The 19374-nt window shown below is 43.2% G+C and carries 14 protein-coding genes, 1 pseudogene and 1 riboswitch; of the genes and pseudogenes, 2 read left to right on the top strand and 13 right to left on the bottom strand.

What is annotated here, in order from left to right; genetic code table 11:
- Positions 1 to 12: 12 nt before the first annotated feature.
- From T546_RS0103915 to T546_RS0103935, 5 genes and pseudogenes are all read right to left on the bottom strand, one after another.
- On the bottom strand, positions 13 to 711 hold the full coding sequence (locus T546_RS0103915) for an ABC transporter ATP-binding protein (RefSeq protein ID WP_026890498.1): 699 nt from the start codon (positions 709 to 711) through the stop codon (positions 13 to 15).
- A complete protein-coding gene (locus tag T546_RS0103920; RefSeq protein WP_026890499.1) occupies positions 704 to 1510 on the bottom strand; it encodes an ABC transporter ATP-binding protein in 807 nt (268 codons plus the stop codon). The genes T546_RS0103915 and T546_RS0103920 overlap by 8 nt, the downstream gene beginning before the upstream one ends.
- Before the next feature lie 158 nt (positions 1511 to 1668).
- Positions 1669 to 2502: pseudogene (locus T546_RS22800) on the bottom strand (branched-chain amino acid ABC transporter permease); the annotation flags it as partial.
- 10 nt (positions 2503 to 2512) lie between these two features.
- Complete coding sequence (locus T546_RS0103930) at positions 2513 to 3403, bottom strand: branched-chain amino acid ABC transporter permease (RefSeq protein ID WP_026890500.1); 891 nt, start codon at positions 3401 to 3403, stop codon at positions 2513 to 2515.
- Positions 3404 to 3492: 89 nt separating this feature from the next.
- Entirely contained in the window at positions 3493 to 4713 is a 1221-nt protein-coding gene (locus tag T546_RS0103935; RefSeq protein WP_026890501.1) for an ABC transporter substrate-binding protein, read from the bottom strand.
- 367 nt (positions 4714 to 5080) lie between these two features.
- Positions 5081 to 5153: riboswitch (Fluoride riboswitch) on the top strand.
- Positions 5154 to 5186: 33 nt separating this feature from the next.
- On the opposite strand from T546_RS0103935, the gene T546_RS0103940 reads away from it, so the two are divergent.
- Entirely contained in the window at positions 5187 to 6395 is a 1209-nt protein-coding gene (locus tag T546_RS0103940) for a chloride channel protein (RefSeq protein WP_034597757.1), read from the top strand.
- Positions 6396 to 6450: 55 nt separating this feature from the next.
- Here the strand turns inward: T546_RS0103940 and T546_RS0103945 are convergent, their stop codons facing one another.
- On the bottom strand, positions 6451 to 8190 hold the full coding sequence (locus T546_RS0103945; protein WP_026890503.1) for an ABC-F family ATP-binding cassette domain-containing protein: 1740 nt from the start codon (positions 8188 to 8190) through the stop codon (positions 6451 to 6453).
- Between the two features lie 481 nt (positions 8191 to 8671).
- Here T546_RS0103945 and T546_RS0103950 point away from each other — a divergent pair, with 481 nt between their 5' ends.
- The gene (locus tag T546_RS0103950) at positions 8672 to 9658 is read left to right on the top strand and encodes an ABC transporter substrate-binding protein (RefSeq protein ID WP_026890504.1); all 987 of its coding nucleotides are present in this window, start codon (positions 8672 to 8674) and stop codon (positions 9656 to 9658) included.
- A gap of 154 nt (positions 9659 to 9812) precedes the next feature.
- Here the strand turns inward: T546_RS0103950 and T546_RS0103955 are convergent, their stop codons facing one another.
- The 7 genes from T546_RS0103955 to T546_RS0103995 form a co-directional block, all read right to left on the bottom strand.
- Complete coding sequence (locus T546_RS0103955) at positions 9813 to 10970, bottom strand: endo-1,4-beta-xylanase (protein WP_026890505.1); 1158 nt, start codon at positions 10968 to 10970, stop codon at positions 9813 to 9815.
- A 467-nt stretch (positions 10971 to 11437) separates the two neighbouring features.
- Positions 11438 to 12028: a TetR/AcrR family transcriptional regulator gene (locus T546_RS0103970; RefSeq protein ID WP_026890507.1), complete on the bottom strand. Its 591-nt coding sequence runs from the start codon at positions 12026 to 12028 to the stop codon at positions 11438 to 11440.
- A gap of 45 nt (positions 12029 to 12073) precedes the next feature.
- The gene (locus tag T546_RS0103975) at positions 12074 to 12844 is read right to left on the bottom strand and encodes a flavodoxin family protein (protein ID WP_026890508.1); all 771 of its coding nucleotides are present in this window, start codon (positions 12842 to 12844) and stop codon (positions 12074 to 12076) included.
- Between the two features lie 189 nt (positions 12845 to 13033).
- On the bottom strand, positions 13034 to 15121 hold the full coding sequence (locus T546_RS0103980; RefSeq protein ID WP_026890509.1) for a sodium-translocating pyrophosphatase: 2088 nt from the start codon (positions 15119 to 15121) through the stop codon (positions 13034 to 13036).
- 447 nt (positions 15122 to 15568) lie between these two features.
- A complete protein-coding gene (locus T546_RS0103985; protein WP_330371852.1) occupies positions 15569 to 17674 on the bottom strand; it encodes a beta-galactosidase in 2106 nt (701 codons plus the stop codon).
- A gap of 4 nt (positions 17675 to 17678) precedes the next feature.
- A complete protein-coding gene (locus T546_RS0103990; protein ID WP_026890511.1) occupies positions 17679 to 18485 on the bottom strand; it encodes a carbohydrate ABC transporter permease in 807 nt (268 codons plus the stop codon).
- The gene (locus tag T546_RS0103995; protein ID WP_026890512.1) at positions 18478 to 19368 is read right to left on the bottom strand and encodes a carbohydrate ABC transporter permease; all 891 of its coding nucleotides are present in this window, start codon (positions 19366 to 19368) and stop codon (positions 18478 to 18480) included. The genes T546_RS0103990 and T546_RS0103995 overlap by 8 nt, the downstream gene beginning before the upstream one ends.
- Positions 19369 to 19374 lie beyond the last annotated feature (6 nt).

Consider the following 19374-nt stretch of genomic DNA (forward strand, 5'->3'; position numbering starts at 1 on the left):
AACGCTTTCCTCCTATTGTCCCAGGTATGCTTTCTTCACCCGCACATCCCGTAATAGCTCTCCTGCATCTCCCTCCATGGAGATTTTTCCTGTTTCCATGACATAGGCACGGTTTGAAATGGACAATGCCATTCTGGCATTCTGCTCCACCAGTAATATGGTGATCCCATTCTTATTTACTTCTTTTATAATGGAAAATATCTCCTTGACTAGAAGAGGGGATAACCCCATAGAAGGCTCATCCATAAGGATCATCTTCGGCCTTGCCATTAAGGCACGGCCAACAGCCAGCATCTGCTGCTCCCCACCTGATAAGGTTCCTGCAAGCTGCCGTCTTCTTTCCTTTAGTCTGGAAAATCTGTCATAAACGTCTGTCATGGTGGCTTCCATATCCTTCTGATCTGCAAATGCTCCCATTTCCAGATTCTCTTCCACGGTCATCTGTGGAAAGATATGTCTGCCCTCTGGCACATGAGCAAGCTTTAAGCGGATAATGCTGCTGGGCTCTGTTTTTCTTAAATCAGTCCCTTCAAATTGGATTTCACCTTCATCCGCCTTTTTAAGACCGGATATGGTCCTTAATATGGTGGTTTTCCCGGCTCCGTTTGCACCGATTAAGGAAACGATCTCACCCTGGTTTACGTGTAAAGATACGTTATGGATGGCTTTAATTGCTCCGTAGGATACGGATAAGCTGCGGATTTCAAGCATCTTCCCCCACCTCCTCTTCCTCTTTTCCCAGATACGCCTCAATGACTCTCTGGTTGTTTGCTATTTCCTTTGGAGTACCGGAGGCTATGGTGGTTCCAAAATCAAGCACCTTGATTCGTTCGCAGATCTTCATGACCAGGCTCATATCATGTTCGATGAGAAGAACCGAGATTTTAAATTCCTTTCGGATATAATTGATGATTTCAAGCAGCTCCTCTGTTTCCGTGGGATTCATGCCAGCCGCTGGTTCATCTAACAAAAGAAGCTTCATATCCGTCGCAAGAGCCCTGGCAATTTCAAGCCTTCTCTGCTCCCCATATGGTAAGTTTCCGGCCTCCAGCTCCTCTCTGCCTTCTAAGTGAACCACCTTTAAAAGCTCCTTCGCACGGCTCATTAAGGCCGCCTCCTGCTTCCAATACCCGGGAGTGCGGAATATGGCATGAAACAGGCCATAAGAAAGCCTGGCGTTCATGGCAGCTTTTACGTTATCAATAACCGACATTTTCTTGAATAACCGGATATTTTGAAATGTTCTTGCAATTCCCGCTTCTACGATCTGATAGGTGCTTTTTCCATTCATGCGCTGCCCATTTAAATAAAAGGAGCCTTCCGTTGGTTTATATACTCCGGTAATCAAGTTAAATACAGTGGTCTTTCCTGCTCCATTTGGCCCAATGAGTCCAATAAGCTCAGATTCTCCAATCTCTAAGTCAAAGCTGTCAACTGCCTTTAACCCGCCGAACTGGATTCCAAGGCTTTGAGCCTTTAACACTGGGGGCTTTTTTGCCGCTTCTGCCATGGTCACACACCTCCATTCCCTTTTGTTCCGAAAAGCCGTTTGATGATGCGGGTCAAGGAAAATTCCCAGGTTCCGAATATTCCTCCTGGCTTAAAGATCATGACCAGTACAAGAATGATAGAATAAACCAGCATCCGGTATTGGGAGAACTGACGGGTCATCTCCGGCAGGGAGGAAAGGAAGGCCGCGCCTATAATGGAGCCGGTCAGAGAGCCGGTTCCGCCGATAATGACTTCGGATAACAGTTCTGCAGAATACATGAAATTAAAATTGGTAGGAATCATGGCGGTCATATAATGAGCATAAATCCCGCCCCCCACACCGGCAAAAAAAGCTGCCACGGTAAAGGTCATTACCTTATAATAGGTCACATTGATTCCCGAAGCTGCCGCTGCGATATAGTCCTCCCGTATGGCTTTTACCGTTCTTCCAAACCGGCTCCTTACATACATATACATGATTGCAACACAGCCTGCCATAATCCAGTAGCACCAGTAAAAATCAGACAGCTTTAAAATCCCGCTCATGGTCTTTCCGCCTCCTGTAATGGCGAAGTTGCAAAAGCACACCCGGATGATTTCAGCAAATGCCACGGTCACAATGGCAAGGTAATCTCCCCTTAGGCGAAGGGCCGGTATGCCCACCAGAATTCCCGTAACTCCGGCGGCGGCCCCTCCTGCTAAAAGGGCAACGAGGAACAGAAAAAAATCCGGCAGACCTTTTCCGGCAAGAGCTGAGGATACAATGGCTGAAGTATAGGCCCCCACAGACACAAAACCTGCATGCCCCAGAGAGAATTCTCCCATAAACCCTACCACTAAATTTAAGGAAGCTACCATTATAATTGTATAACAAGCTGTCGTGCATATTCCCTTTATATACTGGGTGGAGGCACCAAATACTCTGTTTTCAAAGAGAAGGACAAATAATAAAAAGACAAATAATACGCCTAAAACGTTTAATAAATAAGATCTCTTAATTTGTTTTTCCATGTTCTCCTCCTTACACCTTCTCGCCCACATTCTTACCAAGAATGCCGGACGGTTTTACCAAAAGGATGACGATCAGTATGGCATAAGTAATGGCTTCATACCAGCCTGGAGCAAACAGCTTAACAAAAATCTCGATCAGACCTACTAAAATGCCTCCAAGCATGGCACCCGGTATAATTCCAATTCCCCCAAGGACCGCAGCGATAAAAGCCTTAAGCCCCATCATGGACCCCATATCATTGGTCACTCTTGGATATTTGGTGCAGTACATTAAGGCTGCCACAGCCGCCAGGGCAGAGCCAATGGCAAAGGTAACGGTAATCACCTTATTTACATTGATTCCCACCAGCACAGAGGCATCCCGGTCCTGTGGAACAGAGCGCATGGCCTTTCCCATTTTCGTCTTCTTGATAAAGAGCTGGAGTCCTGCCATCATTATGACTCCTATGAAAATGGTGAGAACTACATTAAGAGGTAGGGCTGCCCCCAGTACGTTGATGGTCGGCAGATCAAAGATCTTCTGCACGTTCTGAGGCTTTGCGCCAAAGAGCACCATGGCCAGATTTTCAAGGAACAGACTCATGGCAAGTGCCGTAATAAGGGCTGACATGGAACCGGCCTGACGGACAGGCTTATAGGCCACTACCTCTACCACCACACCAACGAGAGCACAAACGATAATTGCGGCCAGAACCGAAAGCCAGGCAGGCATTCCGGCATTTACCATCAAAGGTATGGTATAAAATAAGGTGTATGCCCCAATCATGATAAAATCGCCGTGGGCAAAGTTTATCATTCGGATAATTCCATAGACCATGGTATAACCCAGAGCAATCAAAGCATAAATAGCTCCCTGATTCAGCCCGTTGATGACGCTTTGAAAGAATAATGAAAATGTCATAGGCGGATTCCTTTCTCCTTGAAATGGAAAATGTGCAATAGAGCCGATGTCCGGCCTTCATGCACATCTCCTGTTTATATCTATGCTTCCTATTTCTTTGTGCCTTCTGGTGACAGGGTCATGAGCCATTTTACCTTACCGTTATCAAAGGTATTGATGGCAACGGATTTTTCCGGGTCTCCGTTTTTGTCAATCGTAAAGGTTCCGCCTACCCCGGTAAAGGTCATTCCGGTCATTCCTTTTACCAGAGATGAGGTATCAGAAGCACCACCATTTTTAGCTGCTTCGGCAAGCATATAGATGGCGTCATAGTAGAGAGCAGCACAGGCATTTAAGCTTTCCTTGCCGTATTTTTCTGTATATTTGTTTACAAAGTTAGAGACAGCAGGGGCTGTATCTTCTGAGGAGTAGTGGTTAGTAAAATAGCAGTTGTTGAACTTATCTTCAAAGCCCTTGGTATCTGCTCCATCCCAACCGTCACCTCCCATAATGGCTCCGTCAAAGCCTGCATCCCTGGCTGCTCCTACCAAAAGAGGTACGGTGTCTAAAAAGGCGGGATAAAACAGGAAGTCAGCTCCCTTTGCCACCACCTGAGAGGTCTGGGAGGAAAAGTCTGTATCCTTTGTGGTGCATTCCCCGGTATAGACCACCTCAATGCCCGCTTCTTTTGCATTTTCAATGAAGGCATCCTTTAAGCCGTTGGAGTAATCGTCATCCTTTGCATAGATAATTGCAGCCTTTTTCCAACCCTTTTCCTTGGCAAACTGTGCTGCCATCTTTCCCTGATATGGATCAATGAAGCAGTCTCTGAAAATAGTCGGGCCTTTTAAGGTCACATCTTTATTCGTCGCCCCTGTTGCGAGCAGGAGCATATTGTCCTTGGTTGCCTGTTCTGCAATAGGAAGGGTGACGGAAGAAAAGAAGCTGCCTACAACGGCATCGGGACTTTCCTTCATCAGGCTGTTATAAGCGTTAATGGCCTGCTTGGCATCACTTGCATCATCTTCTGCTTTCCCGCCGTTTACGATTTCAATTTTGTATTCCGAATCGCTTTTGTTAATTTCTTCTGCCGCCATGGTAACGGCATTTTGGGCCCCCTCACCATAAATAGCAGAGCCTCCGGTCAAGGGAGCGATAACACCTACCTTAATGGTCTTTCCCTCTTTTGCCGGCGCCCCACTGGCAGCGGCTTTTGTATCCCCCGAAGTGCTGCCCCCTGCAGCACCTTGCTGGGCAGATGAACTGCAGCCTGCCAGGAGACTGGCAGACATGGCCGCCGCAAGGACGAGAGAAAATAATCTTTTTTTCATATTCGGTTCCTCCTCATGCTTTTTTAGTTATGCAAACATTACCAGAAACAAAAAAAGGAGCTTTTTCCCACGTTGATGCTGGGGAAAACCTCCTCGTTCTCCTTTTGAGTCCAATGTTAAAAGGACCCGAAAAAGCGAAAAGAGCCGCAACCGTAATGAAACGGTTGAGACTCCTTCGTTCTCTTGTTTGATATGTTGGGTGAATTATAGCACTTGTTTTTCTAAAATACAATACATTTTTAAAAAATATTATTTTTTGTGAAATATATATATTTTTTTAAACTTTTTTACTTCATCTTCACAAAAACGGTTTCAATATCTGTCTATGACAACTCCACCTTGAAATATAGTCTTAACCATGGTATAGTCTTTCACAGGGAATGAAGTTCTCCCCTGGCTGCGGCCTAAATTGCTGTTTGGCTGATGACTTCTGCTCGGTGCAGGAATTATCAGCTTTTTATGTTGGAGGTATTATGTTAAAGAAAGTATTTCTTTTATACCGTGACCCTATTTTACTCACCTTAATTGCTGTTCCTATTGGAATTTTAGCAGGCCTTGTTGACACCGTATTCGGACGTACCCTGCTTTGGCTTACGGAGATCCGGTCACACCATATTTTCTGGTTTCTCCCATTTCTTGGCGTGGCAGGCGTCTTAATCCTGTGGTCTTACAAGAAAGCTGGCGGGCGAAGCATAAAAGGTATGGCCCTGATCTTTGAGACCGGCCACGGAATAAGTCCGGATATCCCTCTCCGGCTGATTCCCTTTTCCATCTTAAGCACATGGATTACACATCTGTTTGGAGGAAGTGCAGGAAGGGAAGGAGTTGCGGTACAGATTGGCGGCACCATTGCCCATTGGTTCGGCAGACGGCTTCCCATCAAGGATAGCGGTAAAATTCTTTTAATCGCTGGTATGGCGGCTGGCTTTGGCGGTTTGTTCCGCACTCCCATTGCTGCTGCATTTTTCGCCCTTGAGGTCCTTACTGTAGGAGTCCTGGAGGAAAAAGCAGTCCTGCCGGCACTTATCGCTTCCTTTACAGCAAGCTATATTTCCGGCTTATTAGGCCTTGAAAAGTTCACCTTTCTTTTAAAGGATCAGATTCCTCTCTCCTGGGAGCTGGTTCCAAAGCTAATCATTGCAGGTGTTATATTTGGCCTTACAGGAAGCTTTTTTTCCTTCTGTCTTCATAAGACAAAGGAATCCCTTTTAAAATGGTTTAAAAAGCCTTACCTGCGGATTTTTATGATAGGTACAGCCATCAGCCTTCTCTCCCTTCTTTGCTGGGAAGGACGGTATTCCGGTCTTGGTACAAACTTAATCGCCATGAGCTTTGACCATGGCATATACACCTGGGATTTTGCTTTTAAGCTTTTGTTTACCGTGCTCACACTAGCCGCAGGCTTTCAGGGCGGTGAGGTGACTCCCCTTTTTTCCATAGGAGCATCTCTTGGGGTTGTCCTCTCTTCTCTCCTCGGTCTTTCTCCTGTCTTTTGGGCAGCACTTGGCTACGCAGCAGTCTTTGGGAGCGCCACCAATACCCTTCTGGCCCCTATGATCATGGGAGCTGAGATTTTTGGTTGGGAATATTTCCCTTACTTTGCTATCGTTTGTGCACTGGCCTATAGCTGCAACTTTAATCTGTCCATCTATCCGTTGCAGAAAAAAAAAGATAGATATTAAAAGGGTGCTGCAAAATGAAAAACATGGATTTCATTTTGCAACACCCTATATTTTATTAAAGAAGCTTTATGACCTCTTCCAGTTCTTCCGATAACACCTTCGCCAGCTCAAAATCCTCATTTTTCAAAGCTGATTCTATTTTTGTCTCGATTGTCTTTTTCTTATCTTCTATCTCCAGATAATCCTTGCTGAAATGTTTGGCATAGATCATCTTACGGAATTTCCGGATGCTCATCTTCCGTATGGTCTTGTCTTCAATCATTAAAACATAATCCGCACAATTGGCTATGGTCTTAAAATCGTGAGATACCATCAGCACGGCACCCTTATATTCCTTTACTGCCTTTTCCAGGGCAATCTGAGAATACGTATCCAAATGGCTGGTAGGCTCATCAAGGAGGAGTAAATTGGCTTTTGTCACTGAAATTTTCGCCAGCTGGAGCAGGTTCTTTTCACCACCGGATAAATTGCTGATTTTTTGACTTAATACTTCATCATTAAAACCATAGTCCAGCAAATGCTCCCTGATTTCATCATAGGTTTTAAATCCTGCCTCAAAGAATTCATCCTGTACTGTATTATCTTCCTTCAGCATCTCTCCCTGAATCTGAGATAAAAATGCCAGAGTCACGTTTTCCCCTAACTCAATGGTATCCAGCTGATTCTTATAGATATCACGAAGAAGGGTTGTTTTTCCGGTGCCGTTAGGACCTATGAGTGCCACTTTATCCGATGACCCCATCTCAAAACTGGCATCTTCCAATAGGACCTCCTGAAAAGCCACATGGTAATGATCCACCTTTAATACCGTGGTATCAGTCACTTCACCTAATTCCGGTAATCGGATTTCCGGCTGACGAATTTCCACAAAGGGGGCTTTAATTCTTCTGGCTTCCAGACGTTCCAGTATCTTTACTCTTGCGTGGAGCGATTTACCTCTGGCTGCTTCTGTATGATTGGAAGCTACATTTCTAAGTTTATTAACAATTCCCTTTACTCGTTCAATTTCTTCGGTATCAGCCGCAGCCAGCTCCTGCAGCTCAATCTTTGTCTGAAGGAGGGAAAGCTTATAATCAATATACCTTCCATTAAACTCCTGAAGCTCTTTATTTTCCAGATGAATGATCTTATCAAAGCAATGATCCAGCAAATACCGGTTGTGGGTTATGATTAACATCATGCCTTTGTGGGCATTGATTAAGTCCTTAAGTGAATTTAAGTTTTCAAAATCTAAAAATGCATCCGGCTCGTCCATGATAATGAGATGAGGATTTGTAAGCATTTCCTTAATGACCTGAATAAGCTTATATTCACCACCGCTTAAGCTTGAAACCAGTGATGTTTCAAGTCTGCTTAAGTCAGCCAGATAAAGCTTCTTTCTGATGTTGTTTTCAAAATCATCACCGCCAATGGCTTCCAATGCATCAAGAGCCTCCTGATATTTTTCCAGTAATGGCTCAATGTCTTCTGAGGTTCCCATCTCCACGCAGATCGCGTCAATTTCACTCTGCAGGCGGATAAATTCTTCTCCGATGTAATCGAATACCGTAATATCTCTTGTTTTATCAAGCTGTGAGAACTGGCTGACATAGCCAATTCTTAAACCGTTAGTAATCTCCAGCTTTCCCTCATACATAAACCGTTCCGGGTCCATGATGATGTCCGTCAAGGTACTTTTACCGCTTCCGCTGGTTCCTATGAAAGCACAATGCTGCCCTTCCTCCAAGGTAAATGAAATATCTTTATAAAGCTCCTTTTCCGGAAAGGAAAAGGAGAAATTTTCTAACTTTATCATCGTTACTCCTGTCCATGTGTCCTGCACACTTTGGTATTTGAGTGAGATAGAAAAGGATTAAAAAGAGCTTACCTAAATAAGCTCTTCCTTCTACGATCCTATCATTTATAATTTTTATCAAGTTATGTCTGTTTTAGACGATTATTTCTCGTCAACCTTCGTAGCATACCATTATTTGCAGTAGATTTCAACTATTTTGAAGCAATTGATCAAATATCAGCGTCTAATCTTATTTATAAGTTCTTATGAATTACCATCCTCTATATTGACAGTAAAAAAATACTGTGATAGCATTATGAAGTTAGTTAGACAAAGCTAACCAGTCCATTCAAAATTAAATTTGGATATAAGAATAGGTTCCATTAAGATTACTCCTTTTGCAGCTATATGATTGCTTTATCTCTGTCTTATCTGTTGCAAACGGAATTCTTTCTTCATCCTAACTTGTACATAGAGATAAAATAAATAAGGAGACAGTACTATGAAATTAATAACAAAAAGGAAGTTGATTCCCATCCTTTGTTTGTGTGTGACGGTTGCATTCACAGCCTGTCAAAAGACTGATAAGGAGAGCACTAAGCCCTCAGGGAATATCACAAAGACCAATGATTCAGCCAATGATCAGAATACAGCTTCTAACCCAAATAATACAGCAGATGCCGGCACTCATACGGTAAGTACTATTATGGGTGATGTTGAAGTGCCCATAAATCCTGCCAGAATTGTAGCCCTTGGCAATCCCGGCGACTTAGTATCCATGGGAGTAAAACCAATTGCAGGTGATAATGAAGTGGATTTATTTGATGGTCTTTTAACAGCTGACACTTATACTAACATTACAAGCGAAGATTATGAAGGCATTTTATCATTAGAGCCAGACCTTATCCTGATTGCCAATACGCCCCAAAAAGAGGAATATGAAAAGCTCTCCGCCATTGCTCCTACGGTAGCAACAGAAGCTGACACAAAAAGCTTATCCGAACGGATTCTTTTTACTGGTAAGGTGATTGGAAAAGAAGCTGAGGCGAAAAAGGCACTCTCCAAATTCGAGACTCAGGCAGAAGAATATAAAGCCCAGCTTAAACATGCCGGAATTGAAAATAAGACCATAACTGTTATGGAAGGAACTTATTTATTCGGTGACAAATATGGAAGAGGTGCTGATATTGTCTATAATTATCTTGGCTTTAAAGCTCCCGATAAATTGCAGGAGGTATTTCAAAGAGGTGATCAGTATTTGGAGATATCAATGGAAGTATTACCGGAATACTGCGGCGATTACATACTTAATTCCGTATGGGAAGGCTCCGAAGACTTGTCTCAGAATGCCGTGTGGAACAGCATCCCTGCAGTTAAGAACGGTCATGTTATAAATATAGATTTCTCCAATTATTTTTCAAGAGACTTATATACTTCCGGCAAGCAGATGAAGCTTCTCGTGGAAGCCTTGCTGGCCTTAGGTGAATAAATCTATGGCCTGATCTATATTTTATCCATTAGAAAAGGAGCACAGCTTTACTGCGCTCCTTTCCTGTTATAATAAAAGCTTTTTTATACTCGCTGTCCCTACCAGCGTTTATTGCCCCCGTAAAACTTTAAAAACAAAATGAATATTTACTCAATTATTTACCAAATACATCGGTAAAGGCATCCAGTGTTCTGTAATAGGAAGCCTTAGGAGTATTTAAGTTAGAGTGGAGTAATGGATTCTTATCACGTCTCCAGGAAACGTCATCAGAAAGTCCCCACCAGGTAAAGCCTGTAATCTTACCGCCAGACTTTTTAATTTCGTTAACGGATTTCATTATATCGTATACATATGTAGCCTGCGCCTGCTCAGAACTTGCTCCGGCATCAAATTCAGTAATCTGAATTTCTAAGCCTGCATTTGCGAATTTCGTATATGCCTGCTTAAAGTAAGATGCACTTGGGAAAGAGGTTTCTAAGTGAGCCTGACCGCCAACACCATTACAGATTTTTCTATCTGAATTGATGAAATTGATCATTTTTACAATATTGTCGGCTTCCATATACTCATTATAATCATTATAGAATAAGCTGACTTTATCGGTAAGTTTGAAATAGCTTAATGTTTCATAGGCATAACGGAATGCATCTTTTACAAACTGAGGATTGGTTGATACGTTGCCGTAAATGCTGACCCAACCAGTTCCTCCTGGGGAGTGAAGATACTCATTTACCACATCCCATGCGTAAACAACGCTGCCGTACTGGCTTGTGTAAACGTGATTCATCACAGTCTTAATATAGAATTCCAAACGTGCATTCATTACAGACTGGCTTACGAAACCGGTTCCGCCGTTGTAATTGGTTCTAAAAAACCAGTTTGGTGTCTGGCCGTGCCATACAAGAGTATGACCACGCAGTCCTAAATTATTTTCATAACAAATCTTTAAAACCTTGTCCACTGTGCTGAAATTGATCTTCGGAACGGTAGACTCTGTATAATTACTAGGAATATAGTATCCCAGTGATTTGGCTTCTGCTACTGAAATCAGTGTCGGTGAACCACCAAGCATGGCGTCCGGCTTCATCTCATTCTCAAGGGTGACACTGTTGTACCTTTGTTTAATAACATTTAAGGTCTGTTGGTTCTGGAGCTGATATAAATTTACACAGGTACCTACCCGGTTGTATTTGGCTCCATACGTATTCAGCAGAGTCTGATCTGCCGTTGCTGCCTGAGTAACTCCTAATGACGATAAGGTAAGCGCCATTGCAGAAATCACTGTCAAAATCTTTTTCACTGACTTTTTCATTGTATTACCCCCTTTTGTATAATTGGTTAACTAAAAGGATTCTTTGCCGGTCGTAAAAAACAGATATCGTGATACCAACATCGAACGAAGTCCCCCCTTTCCATTCTCCCTTTTACAATACCAGAACAAAAAAGCTCCTTTTCCTCGATTCATAGCTAAAAATAAAATCATTTTTTATCTCCAGCTATGTGGTCATAAAGACAATACTAATGTAACACGTTATGCACTTTTCCCTGTAAAAATGTAAAAAATCCGATTCTGTTCGTCATATTTTCTTATAAAACCGCAAATATTACATCTAAAATTCGATTTCTCTCTGTTTATCACATATAAAATGCATTCCTTAAAGACTCTGAAACAGTTGTACTGTCCTAAAAAAACTGCACGATTTGAGGAACCTTCTATTAAGAAAAAAAGCAACCGGTGATACATTCTCCGATTGCTTTTTGCCCTTACCCTTTCAATTGTCATTTTAGATTGGCTCCGCCATGGGCTAAGCCTTTCATCGTAAACTCCATGAGGTAATCCAAAACCTGAGGAAAGTACTGAAGCCCAATTTCCTCTTTATGGGTCTCGACAGTAATAATTGCCGTAAACATGGCCACGATCATGCCGGTGTCAATATCGCTTCTCATCTTCCCGTCTGCCTGCCATTTTTTTATGATCTCCAAAAAATCATGATACATGAAATCGAGATGATCAAGCCCTTTCTCTTCACGGAATTTCTGCTCTATTTTGTCAAACACGTCCTTGTTATACCACTCTTTAAGAATTGGATTTGACTTCATGCCGTTTAAATTAAGTAACATCAGTTCTTTGACTAAACTTAAGGGATCCTGTTCCAGATCAATTGACTTCATTATCTTTTTCTTTAGCTTCTCATTTTCTTCCATGAATATGGCCATGAACAGTTCCTCTTTTGAGGAATAGTAATTATAAAACGTGCCTGTCCCGATTCCCACGGATTTTGTGATATCGGATACATTAGTATCCTTAAAGCCTTTCCGGACAAAAAGTTCTTTCCCGCAATGAAATAAATCTGTTTTCGTAGTTTTCAATCCTACCCCTCCCACATGTTCTGTATATCAGTCACAGCAAAATCCCTAACTCTGCCTCGACATCCGATGCCCTATAAAATCAAAAAACCAGCCCGCCAGCTTTTTGACAGGATTCAAGGAGACATCGTAATAATAATCCGACTGGAACCAGCCCTCTTCTTTGTAATGCCGATAGTCACAATATTCATCGCTTAGCATTTCTTTCATGGTCGTCCGCGACATCCGGAACATCATCAGCCTGAAAAATGAAGGGTTTGGAGGAGACGGACGCATAAGCACCCGGTAAAACCTAGCCGCTGCTTTTTTGATTTTACGGGAGTTTTTTTCTTCTGCGGCTTTTGTAATCGGCTCCAAAGTCGTCAATACACAGCCTTTTGAAACACTATATCCGGAATTTTCTCCCATACTGTCAAGGTATTTCACAATAGAGTTTCCTCCAAAAACCCCCTGAGTAACAATGGAGGTGAATGCCTTTCCAAAAAAACATGGCCGATGTAAAACAAAAGCCAGCCGATCCAGTAGATTCTTCATGGGCGCTGAAACTTGAAAGGAATAATTAGGGGTGGCAAATATAACACCGTCGGAATGGTTTATCTTATCAATCAGTAAATCCCGGTCGTCGTGAATGGGACAGAATTCTTCTCCCTTATCAAAACATAGCTTGCATCCCCTGCAAAACTCCAGCCGATAGTCCTTTAAGAAAACATACTCAAATTCCACTTCTGTGTACGAATTCAAATTTCTCTCAAATTCACGGACTGCTTCATAAGTTGCCTGCTTGCGGGCACTTCCTATAAACGCGGTAACCCTTTTCATTTAAGTCATCCTCCTGATTAGCAAAATATGAATGAATATTAATTTGTTCATTCATATTTTAACACCCCTTTGTTTACCCGTCAAGTTAATTTCTTCTTCCCTTATGATGGCAGATAGGATCTCTCCAATAGAGCAAAAAAAGGAACGCAGACAAGCTGCGTTCCTTCCTATAAACTGATTCATTTCATTTTAAAACAATGAAAATGACAGGAACAGGGAAGCCATTAAGGAAGCTACCAGAGAAACCACGGTAATCTGTGTGTTAATGGATGGACCCGCGGTATCCTTAAAGGGATCTCCTACGGTATCTCCAACGACTGCTGCTTTATGAGCATCGCTGCCCTTTCCGCCATTGCCGCCTGCTTCAATGTATTTCTTCGCATTATCCCAAAGTCCGCCAGAGTTGCTCATGAACAGGGCTAAGAGAAGGCCGCTGATAATATTACCGGTGAGATATCCGCCTGTTGCTTCCACGCCGCCGATAAATCCAACAACGATCGTAACAATGATGCTGACAAATCCAGCCGGAATCAGCTCTTTTAACGCACCATGAGTCGCGATGTCGATACATTTATCGTATTCTGGCATGACTCCTGGTTTTCCTTCTTTTAAGCCTTTGATTTCTCTGAACTGGCGATGGATTTCAGAAACCATACGCTGTGCATTTCTGTCAACGCCAAGCATCAGCATGGCTGAGAAGATGGCTGGAATCGCTGCTCCCACTAACATTCCAAAGAATACGGACGGATTGATGATATCAAAGCCCTTTAAAACGACGGAGCCTGCTGCCTCATTGACCTCGCTCATAAATGCACCAAGCAGAGATATAATCGTAAGACCTGCTGCTGCAATAGCAAAGCCCTTTGTAACTGCCTTTACTGTATTACCTGCGCTGTCGAGAGAGTCTGTGATTTCCAGAGCTTCCTCTCCTAAATCACCCATTTCCACAAGACCTCTGGCATTATCCGCGATCGGCCCGTAAGCATCATTGGATATGATCATACCAACGATGGAAAGCATACCGACTGCTGCCATAGAAATACCAAACATTCCCGCAATGGGATCATCGGGTGAAATGGATGCACAAAGATGATAGGAAATCATTGCTGAAATTCCAATACCGACCATGGAAGGAAGTACACTTAAAAATCCATAGGATACACCGGACAAAATAGTAAATGCCGGGCCGGATTCTGATGCCTTTGCCACATTTCGGACAGGTTTTTTGTCGTCATTGGTAAAGTAATCGCTTGTAATACCTATAACAACGCCCACAAGCAGACCAATTGCCGTTGCTCCCCAGATACGCCAGTCAAAGGAAAAGAAAGCGGTGGCGCCTGCGGTCAGAACTGCAAAGATGCCTGTAGTAAGATATGTACTCATATTGAGTGCCATGGTAGGATCGCCTTTTTTCCCCATACGTGCGGCCATAACTCCAAAGATTGAGGATAACAGTCCAAGGGCTGCATAGCAAAATACCATAGCTGCGTAATCGACTCCCATCTTATTGCCAAGAGCGATTGCCATAACCAGAGCAGAAGCCATGGAAGCCACGTTAGAATCGAATAAATCCGCTCCCATTCCTGCCACATCACCTACATTATCACCGACATTGTCTGCAATAACTGCTGGATTTCTTGGGTCATCCTCTGGAATACCAAGTTCCACCTTACCGACAAGGTCAGCACTGATATCTGCTGTTTTCGTAAAAATTCCTCCGCCTGCTTTGGCAAAAAGAGCCAGGGAACTCGCCCCAAAGCTAAAGCCAAGAAGTGCGGTGGCATCGTGGGTAATCGCCATGACTAAGGCAACACCTAAAAGAGAGCTTCCTACAACCGCCATTCCCATAACGGCACCGCCGCGGAATGCGGATAAAAAGGAAGGTCTTAAGCCGCCATTTCTGGCTGACTCCGCTGTCTTTATATTTGCCATGGTTGCCACTGTAATTCCGATTTTACCGGCAAACGCGGAAAAAACAGTACCGCATAAATAGGCGATCACAATGATCAGATTCGGTAAGATTGATCCGCCTTTCCAGATAGGAGCCGGTAGGAATATAAAAATAGCAATCGCAGCTGCCCCACAGAATTTTGCCAAAACAAGATATTCTTTTCGAAGAAATGTATTTGCACCCTTCCTTATGTAGCTGCCGATCTCTTCCACTCTTTCATTGGAAGACGGCTGAGCCTTGACCCATCGAAACAGCCAGGCCGCAAACCCAAAAGCAAGTGCAGATACCAAAATGGAAATAATTAAAAATAAGTCTAAATTACTCATACACTATAAACCCCAACTTTCTTCTCTTATTATTTTTTATTGTGTACTATATAACTATATACCTTTTTTCCAATTATTTTTTATTTTACCCATCACCTCCATTAAGTGAAAATGAACGGGCTACCAATATCTCTACATGAACAGGCCCTTTATTTGTGCGCAGGAAGCCCAGAATAAAAGAATGAGTTACCGCAGTATAAAAGCATGGGGGAACCCTTAGACTGCTTAAAACCTGGAAGCCATGTGGCTTCTAAGCGTTCTATTTTTCTGGTTATCACCTCCTAAGTATATTTCAAGCCATTAGGCATTGATTTTAATAAGCTTCCAAATAACAAGTGTCATTTTTTCAAAACATTATATCTATTATACAACTTTTAAAATGACAAAACAATTAATTTCTTGAAATTATGTGTTTATTTACTCATTTTTTATCAAATATAAATGCAGTTACTTATCTCTTTTTACCACAACGGTCTGATAACCGACGATTTCTCCATTTACAGATATTTCTCCATACAGGAACGTTCCAGACCCAATATCATCCATCAGTTCAGAAGAAAGCGTTACCGGTTCCCTGTTAAAATTTTGGATAAACAGATACTCAAACTCATCAGATTCTCTGGAGCACACTTCTACTCCCTCTGGAATCTCTCCTCTTACCAGGGGTTCTATCTTACTTTCCTTCAAGACCCTTCTAAAAAAGTCATCATAGAATTTGGCTTCCGCATCTGCGCATACATAATAAGCAAGGCCCTTTCCATACTGATTTCTGGTCAGTGCCGGATATCCCTGATAAAAATCATCTCCGTATACAAAAAGCGCTTCCGCTCCCTGGACTCTTATAAGATCGCAAAGGTTGCGGCACTCATACTCCTTCTCTTCCCATGATCCAGAAACAGGAACCAGGTGATTGACCTCTCCATCGTACAGTCCGTCAATCTCAGTACTCCGAAGTCCCAGGACATCCATAAGACCGTAAGGAACACCTCCCAGAAAACAATTATCCCACTCATCCACAATGCCGGACCAATAGGTTACCATAAGTTTTCCGCCTTCCTCTACAAAGGTCCGGAGCTTTTCTTCCACCTGACTGCGGAACATATATAGCATAGGGGCAGCTATAAACTCATATCCTGAGAAGTCATCTTCCATGGATACGACATCTACATTAAAGCCCAGTTTCTTTATAGCACTATAGATCTTTACACAAGCCTCGTGATGATAAAGACCGTTATTCCTGGGTCCCTGGGAATCTTCCATGGCCCAGCGGCTTTCCGTATCGTAAATCAATGCGACCTTAGACCGGACACTGGTTCCAGCCACTTCCTTTAAGGAATTAAGGGCTTCTCCAATCTCACATACTTCCTTAAATACCCGGGTATCCTCACCGCCATAGTGGTCGATGACTGCTCCATGAAACTTTTCAGAGCTTCCATTACTCTGCCGCATTTGAAAATACAGCACGCTGTCAGAGCCGTGAGCCACCGCGTGAAGGGAATCCAGCTTTAGCATACCAGGCTTTTTCAGCTTGCTGACCCCCTGCCAGTTCGTGCTGCTCGGACTGGATTCCATTAAGAGGAACGGCTTCTTTTTTAAGCTTCTCATAAAATCATGCTGAAGGCCATTGTCTCTGGCGGTAAGAATCTCCTCCCTCTTATGCCAGAGAGGATAGGAATCCCAGGATACCACATCAATCTCCTTAGAGAAGCGTTTGTAATTCAGTCCCTTAAAATCATACATGAAGTTAGCTGTGACCGGCTGCATGACACCTGCCTCCCGAAGGGCTCTTATTTCACAGGCGGCAAAATCTGAAGTCTGCTCTGTCACAAACCGCTTCCATTCCAGGTTCAGACCATGAACCATATTCTCCCCAATGGTGGATGGACTTTCAATCTGTTCAAAGGAAAGATACTTATGGCTCCAGAATGCATTGCACCATTTCTGGTTCAGTTCCTCAATGGAATCGTATCGTTTTTTCAGCCATCTACGGAAGGCATCCTGACAAAGAGGACAATGACATTCTCCCCCGTACTCATTGGAAATGTGCCACATAATGACTCCAGGATGGTCTTTCAATGTCTGAGCAAGCTTCTGGTTGATCCGTGCTACCTTTTCCCGGTATACCGAAGAGGTATAGCAATGATTATGCCTGCCTCCAAACAGCTGGCGCTGCCTTGTTTCATTCACTCTAAGCACGTTAGGATAACGGTCTGACAGCCATTTGGGCCGGGCTCCGGAGGGAGTAGCCATGATGACAGAAATTCCATTTTCATAAAGCTGGTCCACCCGTTCCTTAAGCCAGGAAAAATCAAACTTCCCTTCCTCCGGCTCCAGAAATGACCAGGCAAATACACCAAGAGTAATCGTATTGATACCGGCCTGCAAAAACAGCTCTATATCCTTATTTAATATTTCAGGCTGGTCCAGCCATTGCTCCGGATAGTAATCTCCTCCATGCCATAATCCCAAGTTATTCATAAGCAGAAGTTCCTTTCTAAAAAGCACCGCTACCATTTCCCCACAGGAAAAACCGGCCGCGGTGCCTGTAATCATATTTTTATTTTACTGCACCTGTAATTCCCTCTGCAAAGCTCTTCTGAAGAAGGAAGAAGATAATAACCGTTGGAATAGTACAGATTAAGACCGCCAGCATAAGGGTTCCGTAATCCGTCACATATCCTTCTGTTAAGTTTGCCACCAGCATAGGCATGGTAATGCTTTTTGCATCTGACATAATTACCTTTGGCCAGAGATAGCTGTTCCAGGCGTTCATAAACGTAATGGTCATAGCCGCTGCGTAGGTCGACCGCATGGTAGGTAAGAACATACGGTAAAAGATCTGAAATTCCGACAATCCGTCTAAGCGGGCCGCCTCCATGATATCCGATGGAAAGGATCTGGCGCTCTGACGAAACAGCATGATTAAAAATGGCGTGGATATGGTCGGCAGTATGAATCCCAGGGTACTGTTTAACAGCCTTGCCCTTGAAAACATCTGATAAAGAGGTATCATGGTGGCCGCAAAGGGAACCATCATAGCCAGTAAGATCACACTCATGACCCTGTCCTTTGCCTTATCATGAAACACCTCAAAGCCGTATCCTGCTATGGAGCAGATGAGCAGGGAGATGAGAGTCATGATAATGGAATATTTAAAGGAGTTAAAAAGTGCCGTGCCAACGTTCTGGGAGCCAAACAGCTTGATCCAGTTATCCATGAGAGCCGTGCCAAACATCAGCGTTCCTCTGGTAACATCCACGCTCCGGTTGGTGGCCGCGACCATCATCCAGTAAAGCGGAAATACAGAGATCAAAGAAATAATGATTAAAAATGTATAAGCGAAGAGCTTTTTTCCCTTAGTCACGTTTATCACCTACCTTTAACTGAACGAATGCAAGCACTGCCACCAAAAAGAGAATCAGATAAGACATGGATGCCGCATAGCCGAAATTAGGTACATACTTAAATGAAACATTATAAATATAGTGTGACATGGTAATGGTAGCGTTTGCCGGTCCGCCATTGGTTAAGTTCACGGATTCATCAAACAGCTGCAGGGTTCCGTTGGTGGACATGATTGCAGTCAGAAGAATGGTTGGCCGCAAAAGAGGCACCGTAATCCGAAAGAATGACTGAACGGGGGATGCTCCATCGATTTTAGCCGCCTCATAAACAGAATATTCAATGTTTTGAAGGCCGGATAAGTAAAATACCATGTTATAGCCAGTCCATCTCCAGATCAGTGCCAGAATGATTACGACTCTGGCACTGTTTGGATGTCCTAAAAAGTTATAGCCTGTGGATAAGAATCCCAGTTTCATTAGGATAATGTTCACCAGTCCGTCCACAGCGAATAAGGAGCGGAAGATTACAGCATAGGATACCAGTGAGGTGGCACATGGCAGAAATATGGCGGTACGGAAAAGCCCTTTAAACCGAAGGTCCTTATGATTTAACAGGGAAGCCAGCACCAGGGCTAAAATCAACATAATAGGCACCTGAATGATCAGATAGATAAAATTGTTTTTCAGCGCCTGTACAAAAACCGGATCCTTAAACATTCGGATGTAATTGGTCACACCCGTCCATTTCATCTTGTTGCCGATTCCTGTCTGGAAGGATAGGAAGAGGGCCTGAATCATGGGCAGAAAGCTCATGATTGCGATTAAAAGAACCGCAGGAGTTAAAAATGTCCAGCCTGCCCTGCTCTGTTTCTGACCCAATGAAAGCTTATTCTTAGAATGAATCACTGG

This window comes from [Clostridium] aerotolerans DSM 5434, assembly GCF_000687555.1.
Taxonomy (GTDB): Bacteria; Bacillota; Clostridia; order Lachnospirales; family Lachnospiraceae; genus Lacrimispora; species Lacrimispora aerotolerans.

What these genes read in the sequence shown, in the direction of transcription:
- T546_RS0103980 (WP_026890509.1), bottom strand. Translation starts at nt 15,121, where the DNA reads ATGAGTAATTTAGACTTATTTTTAATTATTTCCATTTTGGTATCTGCA.
- T546_RS0103915 (WP_026890498.1), bottom strand. Translation starts at nt 711, where the DNA reads ATGCTTGAAATCCGCAGCTTATCCGTATCCTACGGAGCAATTAAAGCC.
- T546_RS0103975 (WP_026890508.1), bottom strand. Translation starts at nt 12,844, where the DNA reads ATGAAAAGGGTTACCGCGTTTATAGGAAGTGCCCGCAAGCAGGCAACT.
- T546_RS0103985 (WP_330371852.1), bottom strand. Translation starts at nt 17,674, where the DNA reads ATGATTACAGGCACCGCGGCCGGTTTTTCCTGTGGGGAAATGGTAGCG.
- T546_RS0103950 (WP_026890504.1), top strand. Translation starts at nt 8,672, where the DNA reads ATGAAATTAATAACAAAAAGGAAGTTGATTCCCATCCTTTGTTTGTGT.
- T546_RS0103935 (WP_026890501.1), bottom strand. Translation starts at nt 4,713, where the DNA reads ATGAAAAAAAGATTATTTTCTCTCGTCCTTGCGGCGGCCATGTCTGCC.
- T546_RS0103945 (WP_026890503.1), bottom strand. Translation starts at nt 8,190, where the DNA reads ATGATAAAGTTAGAAAATTTCTCCTTTTCCTTTCCGGAAAAGGAGCTT.
- T546_RS0103940 (WP_034597757.1), top strand. Translation starts at nt 5,187, where the DNA reads ATGTTAAAGAAAGTATTTCTTTTATACCGTGACCCTATTTTACTCACC.
- T546_RS0103930 (WP_026890500.1), bottom strand. Translation starts at nt 3,403, where the DNA reads ATGACATTTTCATTATTCTTTCAAAGCGTCATCAACGGGCTGAATCAG.
- T546_RS0103955 (WP_026890505.1), bottom strand. Translation starts at nt 10,970, where the DNA reads ATGAAAAAGTCAGTGAAAAAGATTTTGACAGTGATTTCTGCAATGGCG.
- T546_RS0103920 (WP_026890499.1), bottom strand. Translation starts at nt 1,510, where the DNA reads ATGGCAGAAGCGGCAAAAAAGCCCCCAGTGTTAAAGGCTCAAAGCCTT.